Origin of the sequence: Diaphorobacter nitroreducens, assembly GCF_002214645.1 — a bacterium.
GTDB classification, from domain to species: domain Bacteria; phylum Pseudomonadota; class Gammaproteobacteria; order Burkholderiales; family Burkholderiaceae_C; genus Diaphorobacter; species Diaphorobacter nitroreducens.
Genome location: NZ_CP016278.1, coordinates 1,281,720 through 1,301,030 on the forward strand (window position 1 = coordinate 1,281,720; position 19,311 = coordinate 1,301,030).

A 19,311-nucleotide genomic window follows, 5' to 3' on the forward strand; every position below is an offset into this window, starting at 1 on the left:
TGCGGACTGATGCGCTGGTCATATCCGTCAAAACGATGTTGGGCCCTGTCCACCAAACATGAACCGCTATCAAAGTAGAAGCATTTTCCCGAGATGGTGAAAGGCCGGCATGCGAAAGGCACTTCACCCCATCACCGGGCAAAACCCAGCAAGACGTTGCCTATCACCGCGGGCACGTTCATGAAAATCCATGTAAATCAACTATTTACTATCACTTGTCGGCAGATTTCCCGTCATGCTGTGGTACCCTCGCGCCCCATGTTTCGTCGGTTGTGCCTGCTGCTGCTGCTTTGCTCGAATGCCTACGCCGCTCCCTCCCCCGAGGTGGAGCGGGCAGCCGCCACCCCTGCAGCCAGCATTGACCGCAGCCTGCTCGTCCAGTTGCAGGACGTTCAGCACAACGTGGCAGACCGCACCTCCTCCCTGATTTCCACCGCCATGGGCTTCATCGGTGTGCCATACCGCCGGGGTGGCAGCAGTGCCGAGACGGGTTTTGATTGCAGCGGCTTCGTGCGCGCCATCTACGAGCAGGCCAAGGGCATGGTGCTTCCACGCCGCGCCAACGAGCAGGCCGCCGCCACCGAAGTCATCGACAAAAAAGACCTGCAGCCCGGCGACCTGGTGTTCTTCAACACCATGCGCCGCGCGTTCAGCCACGTGGGCATCTACGTGGGCGACGGCAAGTTCATCCATGCCCCGCGCTCCGGTGCGCAGGTGCGCGTGGAAGACATGGGCGCTTCCTACTGGCAGCGGCGCTTCAACGGTGCACGGCGCGTGACCACGGACGAAGACGCCGCCGCCATGGCCATTTCGGCGCGCTCTCCGGCCGCCAACTGAGACCGAGGCCGGCACCCTGTCCGGCACTGCTGTAGTAATTGCGGTAAGTAGCTACGCACCGGGCCAGCGTTTTCAGTGCCTGCACATGGGGTGACGGTGTGCAAGCCACACAGGTGTCCTGAGTCCTTCCAGCCATGACCACACCCACTACGCGCTTTTGGCTCATGAAATCGGAGCCCGACGAATGCTCCATTGACGACGCATTGGGCGCCCCGGGCGCCACCGTGCCCTGGACCGGCGTGCGCAATTACCAGGCGCGCAACTTCATGCGCGACGAGATGCAGGTGGGGGATGGCGTGCTCTTCTACCACTCAAGCTGCCCTGCACCCGGTATCGCCGGCATTGCACGCATAGCCTCGGGCGTACGCCCCGACCCCACACAGTTCGACGCTGAATCCCCTTACTACGACCCCAAGTCACCCCCTGAGAAACCCCGGTGGCTGCTGCGGGACGTGCAAGCCGTGCGCAAGACACGGCTCATTGGCCTGGCGGAACTGCGCGCCCATCCCGAGTTGGCGTCGATGCGCGTACTGCAGCGGGGCAACCGGTTGTCGATCACGCCGCTGCAGCCCCAGGAGTGGACCTTCATCACGCAGGTGCTCGCGGCAGACTAGCGGGCCGCGCGGGTGTCCCCGCCACGCATCAACAGGCTGGAGGCGGGAGGACTGGAGGCGGGAAGGCGGGAATCCCCGCCAGAAATCCAACCTTCATCAACCCGTCCCCTTGGCGCGCAGCAGCGCTACCAGCTCCGGCACCAGCGCCTGCGGCCCACCCTCGGCAACGGCGGCGGCAAAGGTGTCGTGCACGGCCTGGGCAATGCCATCGGCCGCGCCGCCGTCGTGCGCCATGGCGGTGTAGTAGCCCATGTCCTTGAGCGCGTTGGACATGAAGAAGCGCAGCCCGGAGGGGTCCTGCTGCAGCAGGTAGGGCCGCAGGCGCTCCAGCGCCACGCCGCCGCCGCCGCCCTTGGCGAGAACATCCAGGAACACCTGCGGTGCCACGTCGGCCGCCAGCGCGCAGGCGGCAGCCTCCGCGATCAGCGCCACGCTGCCCAGCGACACATAGTTGTGCAGCAGCTTCATGCGGTGGCCACTGCCCACGGCACCGGTATGCGTGATGTTCTCGGCAAAGCACTGCAGCACCGGGCGCACTTCGTCGAGCAGCGCGGCCTCGCCGCCCACCAGCAGGTTCAGCCGGCCCTCGGCGGCCTCCTTGGGGGTGCGGGTCATCGGCGCATCCAGGAACCGCCCGCCGGCCGCCGCCACGGCGCGGGCGACGGATTCTGTGGACGAGGGAATGGCCGTGGAGCAGTCGATCACCACGGTGCCGGGCTGCAGGGCGGCCAGGGCGCCCTCCTCGCCCAGCAGCACCGCCTCTACCTGGGGCGATCCCGTCACGCACAGGATGAGCACCTGCACCTGTCGCATCAGTTCATGCACCGATGCGGCGCTGGCCACGCCCTGGGCGCGCAATGCATCCAGGGGCTGGTTGCCAGGGTGCTCCAGCACCGTCAGCGCATAGCCCTTGCGGGCGATATTCATGGCAATGCCGTGGCCCATCAGGCCTACGCCGATCAGTCCGATGCGAGGGGTGTTCATGTGCTGCGTTTCAACCGGTGGGTGGGAAGCGGTGTCCACCGCATTGTGGCGCGCGGAGCCCCTTCAACCCACCGCTGCCGTATCCCGGAAAACCAGTACCTTCAGCGACCGCTCCTCGTCCACATCGGCGAACACCGCCGGGTTGGGAACGCGTTCCACGAACGCCAGCGAAGGCGCCTGGGATCGCATCTGCTCGCGCAGAAACTCCATCCCCAGCTCCGGCGCGTTCAGGCACAGCAGGGCGTGGCCGCCCGGCATCAGCAGTTCCGGCAGGCGCCGCAAGAGCCGCGCATAGTCCTTGGTCGCGACGAAGCTGCCCTTCTGGTAGGACGGCGGATCCACGATCACCAGGTCATACGGCCCGCTGCGCGTGATCTTGCCCCACGAGCTGAAGATGTCATGCGCCAGAAAGCGGGCACCGGCGCCCAACCCGTTGAGCTGGTGGTTCTGCTGCCCGGTGGCTATGGCACCCCGGCTCATGTCCACATTCACCACGTCCGCCGCGCCCGCCTGCAGCGCGGCAACCGAAAACGCACAGGTATAGGCGAACAGGTTGAGCACCCGAGCGCCGCGCCCGGTGCGTGCGCGGTGGTTCGCCACATGCGCGCGCACCCAGCGACGCCCTTCGGCCATGTCCAGGAACAACCCGTGGTTCTGCCCGCGCAGCACCTGGACGCGCAGGCGTGCGCCATCCTCGGTGACCACATGCGGCTCGGGCACCTCGCCCGCCATCAGCCGCGTATCGCTGCGGCCCTCGATGCGCAGCGCCTCACCGCGGTGCTGGAACACCCAGTTCAGCGGCTGCCCTGGCGCCACCTGCTGCCAGCGCGCGCGCAGGGCGCCGTCGATGGTGGCGAGTGCGTCGTCCGTCACCGGGGCGAAGCTGGTGAGCACCAGCACGGGTGGATAGGCATCCAGCGTCCACTGCTCGCTGCCGGGAAACCGCCCGCCACGCCCATGGAAGATGCGGCAGGCCTCAACGGGCGGAGTGAGGGTGGCGATGGCGTCGAGCAGGGCTTGCATGAGGGGTCGGGCGCAAAGAAAAGCAGGCATCAAAATGCCCTCTAACGCAGATTGTGCCAGCGCTAACAGCTATGGTTTTTACGTTATCGTCACGGTTTCATCCGCTCCGTTCAAGGCTTTTGCATGACCTTCGCTGACAACCTGCGCCAATTGCCCTCCATCGCCCACCTGACCGCCCTGCAACTGCTGGACGACGCCGGCCAGGTGGTGGTCACCATTCCCAACCAGCCGGGCAAGACGGGCTCGCTGACCGTGTACGCCGCGCTGGCCGCCAAGCACGGCGGCATCACCGTCGCCGCGGCGCAGGAAGGCCTGGAACTGTTCGCCGAACACACCGCCGATGCCCGCCAGCATCCCGGCAGCCATCCCAACATCGACCGGCTGCTGCAGGTGATCGCCACGGGCCAGGGCTACCGCGTGGCACTGGTGCAGGCCTGAACTGCCACGCACACTCGCCAACCCAGCACCTCATACTCAAAAACGCCTCCAGCCCTTGCACAGCAAGCGCCAGGCGCTATCAAAAGCATAAAAAAAGCAGCCAGAGGCTGCTTTTTTGCTACGGCCGCGGCCTTTACCTGCGCTGCGGCGGCACGTCCGTGCAACTGCCGTGGGCAATCTCCGCCGCCATGCCGATGCTCTCGCCCAGCGTGGGGTGCGGGTGGATGGTCTTGCCAATGTCCACCGCGTCGGCGCCCATCTCGATGGCCAGGGCGATCTCGCCGATCATGTCACCGGCGTGCGTGCCGACGATGCCGCCGCCCAGGATGCGGCCGTGGCCGTGCGCCTCGGGGCTGTCGTCGAACAGCAGCTTGGTAAAGCCTTCGTCGCGGCCGTTGGCGATGGCGCGGCCGCTGGCCGCCCAGGGGAACAGGCCCTTCTTGACCTTGATGCCCTGCGCCTTGGCCTGGTCCTCGGTCAGGCCCACCCAGGCCACTTCGGGGTCGGTATAGGCCACGCTCGGGATCACGCGGGCGTTGAAGGCGGCGCTTGCCAGTTCCTTGTTGCCCTGCAGTTCGCCGGCGATGACCTCGGCCGCCACGTGCGCTTCATGCACCGCCTTGTGCGCCAGCATGGGCTGGCCCACGATGTCGCCGATGGCGAAGATGTGCGGCACGTTGGTGCGCATCTGGATGTCGACGTTGATGAAGCCGCGGTCCGTCACGGCGACGCCGGCCTTCTCGGCGGCGATCTTCTTGCCGTTGGGGGTGCGGCCCACGGCCTGCAGCACCAGGTCGTACACCTGGGGCTCGGGCACCGTGACGCCGTCCTTGGCGGGCGCGAAGCTTACCTTGATGCCCTCGGGCGTGGCCTCGGCGGCCACGGTCTTGGTATTCAGCATCACGTTGTCGAAACGGTGCTGGTTCATCTTCTGCCATACCTTGACCAGGTCGCGATCAGCGCCCTGCATCAGGCCGTCCAGCATCTCCACCACGTCCAGGCGCGCGCCCAGCGTGCTGTACACCGTGCCCATTTCCAGGCCGATGATGCCGCCGCCCAGGATCAGCATGCGTTTGGGCACGTCCTTGAGCGCCAGCGCACCGGTGGAATCCACCACGCGCGGATCGTCGGGCATGAACGGCAGGCGCACGGCCTGGCTGCCGGCGGCGATGATGGCACGCTTGAACGCCACCACCTTCTTGGCGCCGGTCTTGTCCTGGCTGGTGCCGGTGGTTTCCTCCACCTCCAGGTGGTTGGCGCCGACGAAGTGGCCGTAGCCGCGCAGCACGGTCACCTTGCGCATCTTGGCCATCTGCGCCAGCCCGCCGGTCAGCTTGCCGATGACCTTTTCCTTGTGGCCGCGCAGGGTGTCGATGTTGACCTGCGGCGCGCCGAAGTCGATGCCGGCGCTCTTCAGGTGGCTCACCTCGTCCATCACCGCGGCCACGTGCAGCAGCGCCTTGGAGGGAATGCAGCCCACGTTCAGGCACACGCCGCCCAGGGTGGCGTAGCGCTCGACCAGCACCACGTTCAGGCCCAGGTCAGCGGCGCGGAAGGCGGCGCTGTAACCGCCGGGGCCGCCACCCAGCACCAGCACATCGCACTCCACGTCGGCACTGCCGCCGAAGCTGGCCGCTTCGGTTTTAGGAGCTACTGGCGCTTGAGCAGCGGGCGCTGGAGCCGGTTTTGACTCAGATGGCGGCGCGCTGGGCGTGCTCGCCGCGGCAGGGGCCGCAGCCGGCGCCGCCGCACCCTGCGCCACTTCCAGCGTCAGCAGCACGGAGCCCTCGGCCACCTTGTCGCCCAGCTTGACCTTGAGCTCCTTGACCACGCCGGCGTGGCTGGAAGGAATCTCCATGGAGGCCTTGTCGGACTCCACGGTGACCAGGCTCTGCTCGGCTCGAATGGTGTCGCCCGGCTGCACCAGCACTTCGATCACGCCCACCTCGGCGAAGTCGCCGATGTCGGGCACCTTGATGTCGATGATTGCCATATGTTGTGCTCCGTCCTTACAGCAGGATGCGGCGGTAGTCCGCCAACACCTGGCCCAGGTAGGCGTTGAAGCGCGCGGCAGAGGCGCCGTCGATCACGCGGTGGTCGTACGACAGGCTCAGCGGCAGCGTGAGGCGCGGCACGAACTGCTGGCCGTCCCACACGGGCTTCATCTGGCTCTTGGACAGGCCGAGGATGGCCACCTCGGGCGCATTGATGATGGGGGTGAAATGCGTGCCGCCAATGCCGCCCAGCGAGCTGATCGACATGCTGCCGCCCTGCATGTCGGCCGCACCCAGCTTGCCGTCGCGGGCCTTCTTGGCCAGCTCGGCCATCTCGGCGCTGATCTGCAGGATGCCCTTCTTGTCGGCATCTTTCAGCACAGGCACCACCAGGCCGTTGGGCGTGTCGGCCGCAAAGCCGATGTGGAAGTACTGCTTGTAGACCAGGGCGTCGCCGTCCAGGCTGGCGTTGAACTCGGGGAACTTCTTCAGCGCCGCGACCACGGCCTTGATGACGAAGGCCAGCATGGTGACCTTGACGCCGCTCTTCTCGTTCTCCTTGTTGGTGGAGACGCGGAAGGCTTCCAGCTCGGTGATGTCGGCCTCGTCGTTGTTGGTGACATGGGGAATCATCACCCAGTTGCGCGACAGGTTGGCGCCGCTGATCTTCTTGATGCGCGACAGCTCCTTGCGCTCGACAGGGCCGAATTTGGCAAAGTCCACCTTGGGCCACGGCAGCAGGTCCAGGCCCACCCCAGAGCCACCCGCAGCGGGCGCCTTGCTGCCCTGTGCCTGGGTCTGCAGCGCACCGCTCATCACCTGGCGCGTGAAGGCCGCCACGTCATCCTGCGTGATGCGGCCCTTGATGCCCGTGCCCTTGACCTCCGCCAGCGGCACACCCAGTTCGCGGGCGAACTTGCGCACCGAGGGGCTGGCGTGCGGCAGGCCCGGCGTGGGCGTCGAGGGCTGGTGGGCCGGCACGGGCGCCGTTGCCGTTGCCGCAGCCGGTGCGGGCGCGGAGGCCTGAGCCGCCGCGGGTGCGGCAGCGTCCGGAGCGGAAGCGGAAGCGGCCGCTGGTGTAGAAGCCTGCGCCGGGGCGGCGGCCGGTGCAGCGGCGGCACCTTCAAGCACCGCCACGAGGTCGCCCACGTTGATCTTGTCGCCGATCTTGACCTTGAGCTCCTTGAGCACGCCGGCGGCGGGCGAAGGGATCTCCATCGAGGCCTTGTCGGACTCCACGGTGAACAGCGACTGCTCCACCTTGACCGCATCGCCGGGCTGGACCAGCAACTCGATCACGGCGACGTCCTTGAAGTCACCGATGTCGGGCACACGCACCTCAACCGCGCCACCACCCGCAGCAGGGGCGGCGGGTGCAGCAGGCGCGACCGGCGCTTTCGTTTCGATAGCTGCCGGCGCTTTCGCGGCGGGCGCTGGAGCCGGTTTTTCATCAGAAGCAGCGGCTTCGCCCGCAGCCTCCAGCACGGCGATCACGCTGCCCTGCTTGACCTTGTCGCCCAGCTGGACCTTGAGTTCCTTGACCACACCCGCGTGGCTCGACGGGATTTCCATCGAGGCCTTGTCGGACTCCACGGTGATCAGCGACTGCTCCGCCTTCACCGTGTCGCCCACCTTGACCAGCAGCTCGATCACGCCGACTTCGTCGAAGTCGCCGATGTCGGGAACCTGGATGTTTACCAATGCCATGTCGTGTCTCCCGGTCTTCAGGCGTGCAGGGGGTTGATCTTCTCGGTCTGGAGACCGTACTTGGCAATCGCCTCGGCCACCTTCTCCTTGGGCAGCTTGCCCTCGTCGGCCAAGGCGCTGAGCGCGGCCACGGTGATGTAGTGGCAGTTGACCTCGAAGTGCTCACGCAGGCGGTAGCGGAAGTCGCTGCGGCCAAAGCCGTCGGTACCCAGCACGGTGTAGGAGCGCCCTGCGGGGATGAAGGCGCGGATCTGTTCGGCGTAGTTCTTCATGTAGTCGGTGGACGCCACCACGGGGCCCGGGCGGCCGCCCAGCTGCTGCGCCACGAAGGACACGCGCGGTGTCTCCAGCGGGTGCAGCAGGTTCCAGCGCGCCACGTCCTGGCCCTCGCGGGTCAGCTCGTTGAAGCTGGTGCAGCTCCACACGTCGGCCTGCACGCCCCAGTCGGCGGCGAGCAGCTTCTGCGCCTCGATCGACTCGCGCAGGATCGAGCCCGAGCCCAGCAGCTGCACGCGCTTGTCGCCGTCCGCGCCGGCCTTGCACAGGTACATGCCCTTGATGATCTGCTCTTCCGTGCCCGGCTGCAGGCCCGGCATGGCGTAGTTCTCATTGAGCAGCGTGATGTAGTAGTAGACGTTTTCCTGCTTCTCCACCATGCGCTTCAGGCCGTCCTGCATGATGACCGCCACCTCGTGCGCGAAGGTCGGGTCGTAGCTCACGCAGTTGGGAATGGTGTTGGCCAGGATGTGGCTGTGGCCGTCCTCGTGCTGCAGGCCTTCGCCGTTGAGCGTGGTGCGGCCCGACGTGCCCCCCAGGATGAAGCCGCGCGCCTGCATGTCGCCCGCGGCCCAGGCGAAGTCGCCAAAGCGCTGGAAGCCGAACATCGAGTAGTAAACATAGAACGGGATCATGATGCGGTTGTTCGTCGAATACGACGTCGCCGCAGCGATCCACGAGCACATGCCGCCCGCCTCGTTGATGCCTTCCTGAAGAATCTGACCGGCCTTGTCTTCCTTGTAGTACATCACCTGGTCGCGGTCGACCGGGGTGTAGAGCTGGCCCTTGGGGTTGTAGATGCCAATCTGGCGGAACAACCCCTCCATGCCGAAGGTACGCGCCTCATCCACCAGGATGGGCACCACGCGCGGACCCAGGGCCTTGTCGCGCAGCAGCTGCGTGAGAAAGCGCACGTAGGCCTGGGTGGTGGAGATCTCGCGGCCCTCCGCGGTGGGCTCCAGCACGGCCTTGAACGTCTCTAGCGCCGGCACGGTGAAACTCTCGTCGGCGTGCGTGCGACGCTGCGGCAGGTAGCCGCCCAGGGCCTTGCGGCGCTCGTGCAGGTACTTCATTTCCGGCGTGTCGTCGGCCGGCTTGTAGTAGGGCAGCTTGTCCAGCTCGCTGTCGGGGATCGGGATGTTGAAACGGTCGCGGATGTACTTGATGTCCTCGTCCGACAGCTTCTTGGTCTGGTGCACGGTGTTCTTGCCCTCACCGGCCTTGCCCATGCCATAGCCCTTGACGGTCTTGACCAGCAACACCGTGGGCTGGCCCTGGTGTTCATTGGCCGCATGGAAGGCGGCATACACCTTCTCGGGCTCGTGGCCGCCGCGGCGCAGCTCCCAGATTTCATCGTCGGAAAGGTGCTCGACCAATTTTGCCGTCTCGGGGTACTTGCCGAAGAAATGCTTGCGGATGTAGGCGCCGTCCATGGCGCGGTAGGTCTGGTAGTCGCCGTCCAGCGTTTCCATCATGAGCTGCTTGAGCTTGCCGCTCTTGTCGCGGCGCAGCAGCTCGTCCCAGCCCTTGCCCCACAGCAGCTTGATCACATGCCAGCCCGCGCCGCGGAAGTCGCCTTCGAGCTCCTGGATGATCTTGCCGTTGCCGCGCACCGGGCCGTCCAGGCGCTGCAGGTTGCAGTTGATGACGAAGATCAGGTTGTCCAGGTTCTCGCGCGCCGCCAGGCTGATGGCGCCCTTGCTCTCGGGCTCGTCCATCTCGCCGTCGCCGAGGAACACCCAGACCTTGCGGTTGTCCGTCTTGGCGATGCCGCGGGCATGCAGGTACTTGAGGAAGCGCGCCTGGTAGATCGCCATCATGGGCCCCAGGCCCATGCTCACCGTGGGGAACTGCCAGAAGCCCGGCATCAGCTTGGGGTGCGGGTAGCTGGACAGGCCCTTGCCACCGACCTCCTGGCGGAAGCTCTCGAGCTGCTCCTCGCTGATGCGCCCCTCCAGGTAGGCGCGCGCATAGATGCCCGGGGCGCTGTGGCCCTGGAAGTAGATGCAGTCGCCGCCGTGGTTTTCGCTCTCGGCATGCCAGAAGTGGTTGAAGCCCGCGCCCCACATGGAGGCCAGCGAAGCGAAAGAGCCGATGTGGCCGCCCAGGTCGCCGCCGTCATGCGGATGCAGGCGGTTGGCGCGCACCACCATGGCCATGGCATTCCAGCGCATGTAGGCGCGCAGGCGCTTCTCGATGGCGATATTGCCGGGGCAGCGGGCCTCCTGGTCCGGCTCGATGGTGTTCACGTATCCCGTATTGGCGGAGAACGGCAGATCAATACTGCTCTGGCGGGCCTGCTCCAGCAATTGCTCCAGCAGGAAGTGGGCACGCTCCGGCCCCTCCTTGTCGATCACTGCCGACAGCGCGTCCAGCCATTCGCGGGTTTCCTGTTGGTCGATGTCGGTAGCGGTCAGGACTTTGGTCGGATCAGACATACCTGTCTCCTTGATTCAGTGGCAATAACGGTAATACGGGCGCGAGTTTCGCACAAATTTTCATCATTTCAAATGATGCTTTTTCATCTCTTAATATGAAAAATTGCTGCGATTGCACATTATTTCTTCAGATGAAATCGCCCCCGCGAAGCCTTTAAACTCCGCGCCCATGGAGTCCCCTGTCGCACCCTCTTCCACCGTGTCTGCCGTGAAAACCCCGGCGCGCTGGTGGCGTGCCTGGTGGCGCAGCCTCTCGCCCACGCGCCAGGACCGGTTCGCGGCGCTGGCGCCCGTGGCATCGGTGCTGATGTTCCTCGCTGCCATCGTGGCCTCGTTCTGGTATTTGCGCACGGAAGAGGTGGAACGCGAGAAGGAAGCCCTCAGGCGCGACGTGGAATACGCCCAGCAGCGCGTGCGTTTGCGCTTGCTGGAGCGGCAAGAGCAGATCATGCGCATCGCGCGCGATCTATCCAACCAGGATGTGGAGCGCGCGGACTTCGGCAGCCGCGCCGAGCCGCTCATCAGCCAATACCCCGAGCTGCAGGCCATCACCTGGATCGACGAGCGCCGGCGCATCCGCGCCAGCCACGCCGCGCCCGCCGTGACCAGCAGCCAGCTGCGCGTGGGCGGCGAGGTGCTCAAGCCCGGCGAGACCACCAACCTCTTCAACGCCGTCCGCGACCTGCAGCAGCCGCTGTATTCGCAACCCACGGCCACCGAGGGCGAGAGCGCGCCCCTGCTGCAACTGCAGGTGCCCCTGTCGCCCCAGGGCAAGTTCGGCGGCGTGGTGCTGGCGGAATACTCCATCGACAGCCTGCTGCGCTATGGCACTCCCACGGAGGTGCTGGCGCGCTACGCCGTCACGTTGCTGGATGGCAATGGCCGCACCTTGGCGGGCACGCCCCTGCCCCCGCGCACCAATGCGCTGCTGCCCTGGACCACCAAGGCCAACCAGTACGAGATCCAGGTCTCCCCGGTGGGCAACGGCCTCGTGATGCGGGCGCAGGCGTACCGTACGTCGCTGGGCGTGGTGGGCAGCGGGCTGTTCTGGCTCGTGGGCACGCTCAGCGTGATGACGGCATGGATGCTCATCGCCACCTGGCGGCACACGCGCAGGCGGCTGCAGGCCCAGGAAGCACTGGTGGCAGAAACCAACTTCCGCCGGGCGATGGAGAACTCCATCCTCACCGGCATGCGCGCGCTGGACCTGGAGGGCCGCATCACATATGTGAACGCCGCGTTCTGCCAGATGACAGGCTGGACCGAGGCCGAGCTGGTCGGGCAGACCCCGCCCTACAGCTACTGGCCCGAGGGCGAATATGAGTCGCTGCACGCCAATCTGCGCGACGAACTCTCGGGCAAGACCGTGCCCGGTGGATTCCAGGTACGCGTGCGGCGCAAGAGCGGCACGCTGTTCGATGCACGCCTGTACGTCTCGCCGCTGATCGACGCACGCGGTCACCAGACAGGCTGGATGACCTCGATGACCGATATCACCGAGCCCAACCGCGTGCGCGAGCAACTCACCGCCTCGCATGAGCGCTTCACCATCGTGCTGGAGGCGCTGGACGCCTCCGTCTCCGTGGCGCCGCTGGGGAGCGAGGAGCTGCTGTTTGCCAACCGCCTGTACCGCCAATGGTTCGGCTCGCAGACCAGCGGCCACCTGCAGCTGGTGGCGCAGGCGGGCGTGCTGCCCACCTCCTACAGTTCCGGCGGCATGGACGACGAAGATGGTCTGATGGGCCTGCCCACCGACTCGCTGACCAGCGCCCGTTCGGAGAACGCCGAGATCTATCTGCCCGATCTGGGCAAGTGGCTGGAGGTGCGCTCGCGCTACCTGAACTGGGTGGATGGCCGGTTGGCGCAAATGGTCATTGCCACCGACATCACGCCGCGCCGCCAGGCCGAGGAGCAGGCCGCGCGCCAGGCCGAACGCGCCCAGTCGGTCAGCCGCCTCATCACCATGGGCGAGATGGCCTCCAGCGTGGCCCACGAACTCAACCAGCCGCTCACCGCCATCAGCAACTATTGCAGCGGCATGGTCTCGCGCATCCAAGGCGGCCAGATCAGCGAGGAGGCACTGCTCACGGCGCTGCAAAAGACCGCCCACCAGGCGCAGCGCGCCGGCCAGATCATCCAGCGCATCCGCGCCTTCGTGAAAAAAAGCGAACCCAACCGCACGCTGGCCGACGTGCACGAGATGGTGAGCGAAGCGGTGGAACTGGCCGACATCGAACTGCGGCGCCACAACGTGCACCTGACGCACTACGTCGCCGCCCGGCTGCCCCAGGTGATGGCCGACACGATCCTGATCGAGCAGGTGCTCATCAACCTGATGAAGAACGGCGCCGAGTCCATCGCCCAGGCCCACCGCCCCCCCTCCGGGCGCAGCGTGGAGCTGCGCGTGGTGCCGCGCCATGTGGATGGCCGCGGGGTGATCGAGTTTTCGGTGCAGGACACGGGCAAGGGCCTGGCCCCGGAAGTGCTGGCGCACCTGTTCGAGGCATTCTTCTCCACCAAGAGCGAAGGCATGGGTATGGGCCTGAACCTGTGCCGCAGCATCGTCGAGTCGCACCAGGGCCGGATGCACGCGGAGAACCTCTACAATGGATCGGAGGTCACCGGCTGCCGGTTCTCCTTCTGGCTTCCGCTCGCCACTGCTGCGGATGCCACTATCAATTCCGCAGCAACGTCAACCCCAAGGACTATTGCATGAGTTTGATTCCGAAAAAAGGCACCGTCTATGTCGTCGACGACGACGAAGCCGTCCGCGACTCGCTCCAGTGGCTGCTGGAGGGCAAGGACTACCGTGTACGCTGCTTTGATTCGGCGGAATCGTTCCTCGCACGCTATGACCCGCGCGAAGTCGCCTGCCTGATCGTGGACATCCGCATGGGCGGCATGACGGGCCTGGAGCTGCAGGACCGCCTGGTCGAACGCAAGTCGCCCCTGCCCATCGTCTTCATCACCGGTCACGGCGACGTCCCTATGGCCGTGAACACCATGAAGAAAGGCGCGCTGGACTTCATCCAGAAACCTTTCAACGAAGAAGAGTTGCTGGGCCTGGTTGAGCGCATGCTGGACCATGCACGCGAAGCCTTTGCCGACTACCAACAGGCCGCCAGCCGCGACGCGCTGCTGTCCAAGCTCACCAGCCGCGAGGCGCAGGTGCTGGAGCGCATCGTTGCCGGCCGCCTGAACAAGCAGATCGCCGACGACCTGGGCATCAGCATCAAGACGGTGGAGGCGCACCGCGCCAACATCATGGAAAAGCTCAACGCCAACACCGTGGCCGACCTGCTCAAGATTGCCCTGGGGCCAGGTAGCGCCAAGGCCTAATTGCTCCGTTTTTAATAGCTGCCTGCGCATACCAGACAAGCGCCAGGCAGCTTTTTCATTTGTATCGTGGATTCATCAATGACAGCCCAACTGATCGACGGCAACGCCCTCTCCCGCCAACTGCGCACTGAAGTCGCCGCGCGCACGGCCGCGCTGAAAGACCGCGGCATCACCCCTGGCCTCGCAGTGGTGCTGGTGGGCGACAACCCTGCCAGCCAGGTCTACGTGCGCAACAAGGTCAAGGCTTGCGAGGACGTGGGCTTTCACTCGGTGCTGGAAAAGTACGACGCCAGCATGACCGAAGAACAGCTGCTGGCGCGCGTGCAGGCGCTGAACAACGACCCCAGCATCCACGGCATCCTGGTGCAACTGCCGCTGCCCAAGCACATCGACGACCACAAGGTCATCGAAGCGATCTCGCCCCTCAAGGACGTGGACGGCTTTCACGTCGCCAGCGCCGGGGCACTGATGGTGGGCGAGGTGGGCTTCAAGGCCTGCACGCCTTACGGCTGCATGAAGATGCTCGAATCCATCGGTATGAAGGACCTGCGCGGCAAGCACGCCGTGGTCATCGGTCGCTCCAACATCGTGGGCAAGCCCATGGCCATGATGCTGCTGGCAGCCAACGCCACCGTCACGGTCTGCCACAGCGGCACGGCGGATCTTGCCGCCATGACGCGCCAGGCCGATGTGGTGGTGGCTGCCGTGGGCAAGCGCAACGTGCTCACGGCCGATATGGTCAAACCCGGCGCCGTGGTGATCGACGTGGGCATGAACCGCAATGACGAAGGCAAGCTCTGCGGCGACGTGGACTTCGAGGGCGTCAAGCAGGTGGCGGGCTACATCACGCCAGTGCCCGGCGGCGTGGGCCCGATGACAATTACCATGCTCTTGGTGAACACCCTGGAAGCGGCTGAGCGCCTCTGACGCGAGGCACCCCTGACCCGAGTGCCGATGCGCGCGCGTTTGCGCCAACGGCTTGAACCCACTCACGGCAACGCCATCTAAGCCAGCATGAGCAATCCCCTCCTCGACTTCTCGGGCCACATTCCCTTCGATCGCATCACCCCCGCCGACGTAGCCCCTGCGGTGGATGTGCTGCTGCAACGCGCAGACGCCGCACTGGAAACCGTCACCCAGCCGGACTTCCCGGCCCGCTGGGATGCGATTGCGCAGGTACTGGATGTCGCCACCGAGGAACTGGGCCGCGCATGGGGCGCCGTCAGCCATCTCAACAGCGTGGCGGACACGCCCGAGCTGCGCGCCGCCTACAACGAGGCGCTGCCCAAGGTCACCGAGTTCTGGACCCGCCTGGGCGCCGACGAGCGCCTGTACGCCAAATACAAGGCGATCGACTCCGCCACGCTCAACCCCGAGCAGCGGCAAGCGCACAGCAATGCGATCCGCAACTTCGTGCTGTCGGGCGCCGAGCTGCAGGGCGCAGCCAAGGAGCGCTTTGCCGCCATCCAGGAACGCCAGGCCGAGTTGCAACAAAAGTTCAGCGAGAACGCGCTGGACGCCACCGACGCCTACGCCTACTACGCCACGGCCGAGGAACTGGACGGCGTGCCGGCCGACGTGCAGAACGCCGCCCGCGCCGCGGCCCAGGCCGAGGGCAAGGACGGTTACAAGCTCACGCTGAAGATGCCGTGCTACCTGCCGGTGATGCAGTTCGCCACCAGCAGTGCCCTGCGCGAGAAGCTCTACCACGCCTACGTCACACGCGCATCGGACCAGGCCAGCGGCGACGCCGCGCGTTTCGACAACACCTCCGTGATGGCCGAGATTCTCGCGCTGCGCAAGGAAGAGGCGCAGCTACTGGGCTATGGCAACTTCGGCCAGGTGTCGCTGGTGCCCAAGATGGCGCAATCGCCCGAACAAGTCATCCACTTCCTGCGGGACCTGGCGCACCGCGCCCGGCCCTTTGCGGAGAAGGACGTAGCCGATCTTCGCACCTTTGCCGCTGAGCATTTGGGCCTGGCCAACCCCCAGTCCTGGGACTGGCCCTACATCTCCGAGAAACTCAAGGAAGCGCGCTACGCCTTCAGTGAGCAGGAGGTCAAGCAGTACTTCACGGCGCCCAAGGTGCTGGCCGGGCTGTTCAAGATTGTCGAGACGCTGTTCGAGGTGGCCATCCGCCGCGACGTTGCGCCCGTATGGAACAGCGCCGTGGAGTTCTACCGCATCGAGCGCGGCGGCGAGCTGGTGGGTCAGTTCTACCTGGACCAGCCTGCCCGCCAGGGCAAGCGCGGCGGGGCCTGGATGGACGATGCGCGCGCCCGCTGGCTGCGCCCGGACACGGGCCTGCTGCAGACACCGGTGGCGCATCTGGTGTGCAACTTCGCCGACGGGGTGGACGGCCGCCCGCCCCTGCTCACGCACGACGACGTGATCACCCTGTTCCATGAATTCGGCCATGGCCTGCACCACATGCTCACCCAGGTGAACGAGCGCGACGTGTCAGGCATCAGCGGCGTGGAATGGGACGCCGTGGAACTGCCCAGCCAGTTCATGGAGAACTTCTGCTGGGAATGGGAAGTGCTGCGCCACATGACCGCCCATGTGGACACGGGCGAGCCGCTGCCGCGCCCGCTGTACGACAAGATGATCGCGGCCAAGAACTTCCAGGCCGGCATGGCCACGCTGCGCCAGATAGAGTTTGCGTTGTTCGACATGCTGCTGCACACCGAGCACGACCCCCAAGGCGACGTGCTGGCGCTGCTGGACCGCGTGCGCGACGAAGTGGCCGTGCTCAAGCCTCCCGCCTTCAGCCGCTCGGCCCACACGTTCAGCCATATCTTCGCGGGCGGCTACGCGGCGGGGTATTACAGCTACAAATGGGCCGAAGTACTCAGCGCCGACGCGTATGCCGCGTTCGAGGAAACTGCCGGCGCGGGCGGGGAACCCAGCGCGGAGACCGGCCGGCGCTACCGCCAGGCCATCCTGGAAGCGGGCGGCAGCCGCCCCGCCATGGACTCCTTCAAGGCCTTCCGCGGGCGCGAACCCACACTGGACGCGCTGCTGCGCCACCAGGGCATGGCAGCATAAAAGTGAGCGGTTCGCGCTTGTCTACCGGGCGTTTGCGCCTGCTTTCTACTGGAAAATGGCTTGCAGCAAGCGCGACCAGCTATTATTTTTAAGAAACCAAGAGGAGAGGAACCCATGTCCATCATTCGCAACGCTGCCGTGTTGGCCACCACATGCGCCACGGCCGCCCTGCTGTCCACGGCCGCGCTGGCCCAGCAGGTGTACCGCATCGTCGGGCCGGATGGCAAGGTGACCTTCTCCGACCGCGCTCCCGCCGCAAACGCCGAGGGCACAGCGGTCGGCGCCGGACCACGCAGCGGCGGCGCCGGCGCCGAGGCCCTGCCCTACGCTCTGCGCCAGGTGGCCACGCGCTTTCCCGTGACGCTGTACACCAGCAGCGACTGCGTGCCCTGCAACAGCGCGCGCAATCTGCTGATCAACCGTGGCATTCCTTTCACCGAGCGCACCGTCAGCACCAATGAGGACATCGACGCGCTCAAGCGCATGAGCGGTGAATCCAGCCTGCCCTTCGGCACCATTGGCGCACAGCAGCTGCGGGGCTTTTCCGACACCGAGTGGACGCAGTACCTGGACGCCGCCGGCTACCCGAAGCAGTCGCAATTGCCGCCGAACTACCGCCGCCCTGCGGCAGCCCCGCTCGTTGCGGTGCCTGCGCAGCCTGCAGCACCGGCTGCGGACAAGGCGTCCGCTGCTCCCGCACGGCGCCCCTCAGCGCCACCGGCAGCGCCCACGGGGCCGTCTCCCTCCAATCCGGCCGGCATCATTTTCTAAAAGCGAGGGATGCTTGGCGCGGCATTGCCGCGCCACTGCCATCCCACCGTCTTACAGGGACAGCGTACGCACGCCCTGTGCCGTGCCCAGCAGGCAGACGTTGGCCTTCTGGAGCGCAAACACGCCCACCGTCACCACCCCGGGCCACTGATTCACTTCGGTCTCGAACGCCAGCGGATCGCTGATGGTGAGGCCGCGCACATCCAGTATGTGTTGGCCGTTGTCGGTCACGAGCGGTTGGCCATCCCTGAGACGCAGCGTCGCCTGCCCCCCCAGCGACTCGAAGCGCCGCGCGATGTGCGCGGCGGCCATCGGAATGACCTCCACCGGCAGCGGGAACGCGCCCAGCACGTTCACCAGCTTGGACTCGTCCGCTATGCACACAAAGCGCCGTGCCAGCGCGGCGACGATCTTCTCGCGCGTGAGGGCCGCCCCTCCGCCCTTGACCATGTAGCCGTTGCCGTCGATCTCGTCGGCGCCATCGATGTACACCGACAGCGAGCGCACGTCGTTGGCGTCCAGCACGGGGATGCCCAGCGCCTTCAGCCGCGCCGTACTGGCTTCGGAGCTGGAAACCGCGCCGCGGATGGTGTCCTTGATAGATGCCAGCGCGTCAATGAACTTGTTGACGGTAGAGCCGGTCCCCACGCCCACCAGTTCGCCCGGCACCACATATTGCAGTGCAGCTTGGCCGACCAGGGTCTTGAGTTCGTCTTGGGAAAGGGATGTGGGTGCAGTCATGGGGGAAAATCCGGAAAGATCATTGAATTATCCCCATGTCTCTGCTGCCCTACGCCCTCGCCCGCTCCTTTCTCTTCGGCATGGACGCCGAAGCCGCCCACGAACTCACCATGGACATGCTGGCGCGCGGCCCGCGCACGCCGCTCCAATGGGCCTGGTGCAATGAAACCGTGAGCGACCCCATCGAACTGGCAGGCCTGCGCTTTCCCAACCGCGTGGGCCTCGCGGCGGGGCTCGACAAGAACGCCCGCTGTATCGACGCGCTGGCCGCCATGGGCTTCGGCTTCGTGGAGGTGGGCACCGTCACGCCCCGTGCGCAGCCCGGCAACCCCAAGCCGCGCATGTTCCGCCTGCCCGAGGCGCGTGCGCTCATCAATCGCCTGGGCTTCAACAATGAAGGGCTGGATGCCTTTGTGGCTAACGTGCAGCGCTCGCAGGTCCGCACACAGGGCCGCGGCCAGAGCAAACTGCTGCTGGGTCTGAACATCGGCAAGAACGCCACCACGCCCATCGAAGACGCCACGCGCGACTACCTCACCTGCCTGGAAGGCGTGTACCCGCATGCCGACTACGTTACGGTGAACATCAGTTCGCCCAACACGCAGAACCTGCGCGCTCTGCAGAGCGATGCAGCGCTTGACGGCCTGCTGGGCGCCATTGCCGAGCACCGCGAACAGCTCGCCGCCGCCCAGGGCCGCCGCGTGCCCATCTTCGTGAAAATTGCGCCGGATTTGGACGAGGCCCAAGTGGCCGTGATTGCCACCACACTTCAGCGCCACGGCATGGATGGCGTGGTTGCCACCAACACCACCATCCGCCGGGACGCCGTGCAGGGCCTGCGCCATGCCGGCGAGACTGGAGGCCTGAGCGGTGCACCCGTGCTGGAAGCCAGCAACGCCGTGATCCGCCAGTTGCGTGCCGCGCTGGGCCCGACTTTCCCGATCATCGGCGTGGGCGGCATTCTGAGCGCCGAAGATGCTGTGAGCAAAATCCGCGCAGGCGCCGATGTCGTGCAGATCTACACCGGCCTGATCTATGAAGGCCCTGCCCTCGTGGGCCGTGCGGCCAAGGCGATCCGCGATCTGCATTGAAAACGGGCCA

Annotated in this window: 15 protein-coding genes; 9 read left to right on the forward strand and 6 right to left on the reverse strand. The window is 66.0% G+C overall.

Annotated features, from left to right (window positions below; translation table 11 throughout):
• Positions 1-258 precede the first annotated feature (258 nt).
• Positions 259-837: a C40 family peptidase gene (locus BA022_RS05935; protein WP_088886871.1), complete on the forward strand. Its 579-nt coding sequence runs from the start codon at positions 259-261 to the stop codon at positions 835-837.
• 134 nt (positions 838-971) lie between these two features.
• Complete coding sequence (locus BA022_RS05940) at positions 972-1,451, forward strand: EVE domain-containing protein (RefSeq protein WP_088886872.1); 480 nt, start codon at positions 972-974, stop codon at positions 1,449-1,451.
• A gap of 96 nt (positions 1,452-1,547) precedes the next feature.
• On the opposite strand, the gene BA022_RS05945 is transcribed toward BA022_RS05940, so the two are convergent.
• Positions 1,548-2,435, reverse strand: coding sequence for an NAD(P)-dependent oxidoreductase (locus tag BA022_RS05945; RefSeq protein ID WP_088886873.1), 888 nt, complete (start codon positions 2,433-2,435; stop codon positions 1,548-1,550).
• A gap of 63 nt (positions 2,436-2,498) precedes the next feature.
• Positions 2,499-3,458 (reverse strand): class I SAM-dependent methyltransferase, encoded by a 960-nt coding sequence (locus tag BA022_RS05950; protein ID WP_088886874.1) that lies wholly within the window; start codon positions 3,456-3,458, stop codon positions 2,499-2,501.
• Between the two features lie 123 nt (positions 3,459-3,581).
• Between BA022_RS05950 and BA022_RS05955 the strand changes: the two genes are divergently transcribed.
• Positions 3,582-3,896 carry a DUF2322 family protein gene (locus tag BA022_RS05955; protein WP_088886875.1) on the forward strand — a complete coding sequence of 105 codons (315 nt, stop codon included), beginning with the start codon at positions 3,582-3,584 and terminating at the stop codon, positions 3,894-3,896.
• Positions 3,897-4,029: 133 nt separating this feature from the next.
• Here BA022_RS05955 and lpdA read toward each other — a convergent pair whose 3' ends face one another.
• From lpdA to aceE, 3 genes are read right to left on the reverse strand one after another with little or no spacing between them, the layout of a single operon-like run.
• Positions 4,030-5,889 (reverse strand): dihydrolipoyl dehydrogenase, encoded by a 1,860-nt coding sequence (lpdA, locus tag BA022_RS05960; protein WP_088886876.1) that lies wholly within the window; start codon positions 5,887-5,889, stop codon positions 4,030-4,032.
• 16 nt (positions 5,890-5,905) lie between these two features.
• Positions 5,906-7,597 carry a dihydrolipoyllysine-residue acetyltransferase gene (gene aceF, locus BA022_RS05965; RefSeq protein ID WP_088886877.1) on the reverse strand — a complete coding sequence of 564 codons (1,692 nt, stop codon included), beginning with the start codon at positions 7,595-7,597 and terminating at the stop codon, positions 5,906-5,908.
• A gap of 17 nt (positions 7,598-7,614) precedes the next feature.
• Positions 7,615-10,311: a pyruvate dehydrogenase (acetyl-transferring), homodimeric type gene (gene aceE / locus BA022_RS05970; protein ID WP_088886878.1), complete on the reverse strand. Its 2,697-nt coding sequence runs from the start codon at positions 10,309-10,311 to the stop codon at positions 7,615-7,617.
• 169 nt (positions 10,312-10,480) lie between these two features.
• Between aceE and BA022_RS05975 the strand changes: the two genes are divergently transcribed.
• The 5 genes from BA022_RS05975 to BA022_RS05995 all read left to right on the forward strand — a co-directional run bounded on the left by BA022_RS05975 (position 10,481) and on the right by BA022_RS05995 (position 17,469).
• Positions 10,481-13,027: a PAS domain S-box protein gene (locus BA022_RS05975; protein WP_088886879.1), complete on the forward strand. Its 2,547-nt coding sequence runs from the start codon at positions 10,481-10,483 to the stop codon at positions 13,025-13,027.
• Positions 13,024-13,650, forward strand: coding sequence for a response regulator transcription factor (locus tag BA022_RS05980; protein ID WP_011805358.1), 627 nt, complete (start codon positions 13,024-13,026; stop codon positions 13,648-13,650). The genes BA022_RS05975 and BA022_RS05980 overlap by 4 nt, the downstream gene beginning before the upstream one ends.
• 78 nt (positions 13,651-13,728) lie before the next feature.
• Positions 13,729-14,577 carry a bifunctional methylenetetrahydrofolate dehydrogenase/methenyltetrahydrofolate cyclohydrolase FolD gene (gene folD / locus BA022_RS05985; RefSeq protein WP_047350348.1) on the forward strand — a complete coding sequence of 283 codons (849 nt, stop codon included), beginning with the start codon at positions 13,729-13,731 and terminating at the stop codon, positions 14,575-14,577.
• 87 nt (positions 14,578-14,664) lie between these two features.
• Positions 14,665-16,698, forward strand: a complete 2,034-nt coding sequence (locus tag BA022_RS05990; RefSeq protein ID WP_088886880.1) for a M3 family metallopeptidase — start codon at positions 14,665-14,667, stop codon at positions 16,696-16,698.
• 114 nt (positions 16,699-16,812) lie between these two features.
• On the forward strand, positions 16,813-17,469 hold the full coding sequence (locus BA022_RS05995; RefSeq protein ID WP_088886881.1) for a glutaredoxin family protein: 657 nt from the start codon (positions 16,813-16,815) through the stop codon (positions 17,467-17,469).
• Positions 17,470-17,520: 51 nt separating this feature from the next.
• Here BA022_RS05995 and rpiA read toward each other — a convergent pair whose 3' ends face one another.
• Positions 17,521-18,210, reverse strand: coding sequence for a ribose-5-phosphate isomerase RpiA (rpiA, locus tag BA022_RS06000; RefSeq protein WP_088886882.1), 690 nt, complete (start codon positions 18,208-18,210; stop codon positions 17,521-17,523).
• A 35-nt stretch (positions 18,211-18,245) separates the two neighbouring features.
• On the opposite strand from rpiA, the gene BA022_RS06005 reads away from it, so the two are divergent.
• Positions 18,246-19,301, forward strand: coding sequence for a quinone-dependent dihydroorotate dehydrogenase (locus BA022_RS06005; protein ID WP_088886883.1), 1,056 nt, complete (start codon positions 18,246-18,248; stop codon positions 19,299-19,301).
• Positions 19,302-19,311: the final 10 nt, after the last annotated feature.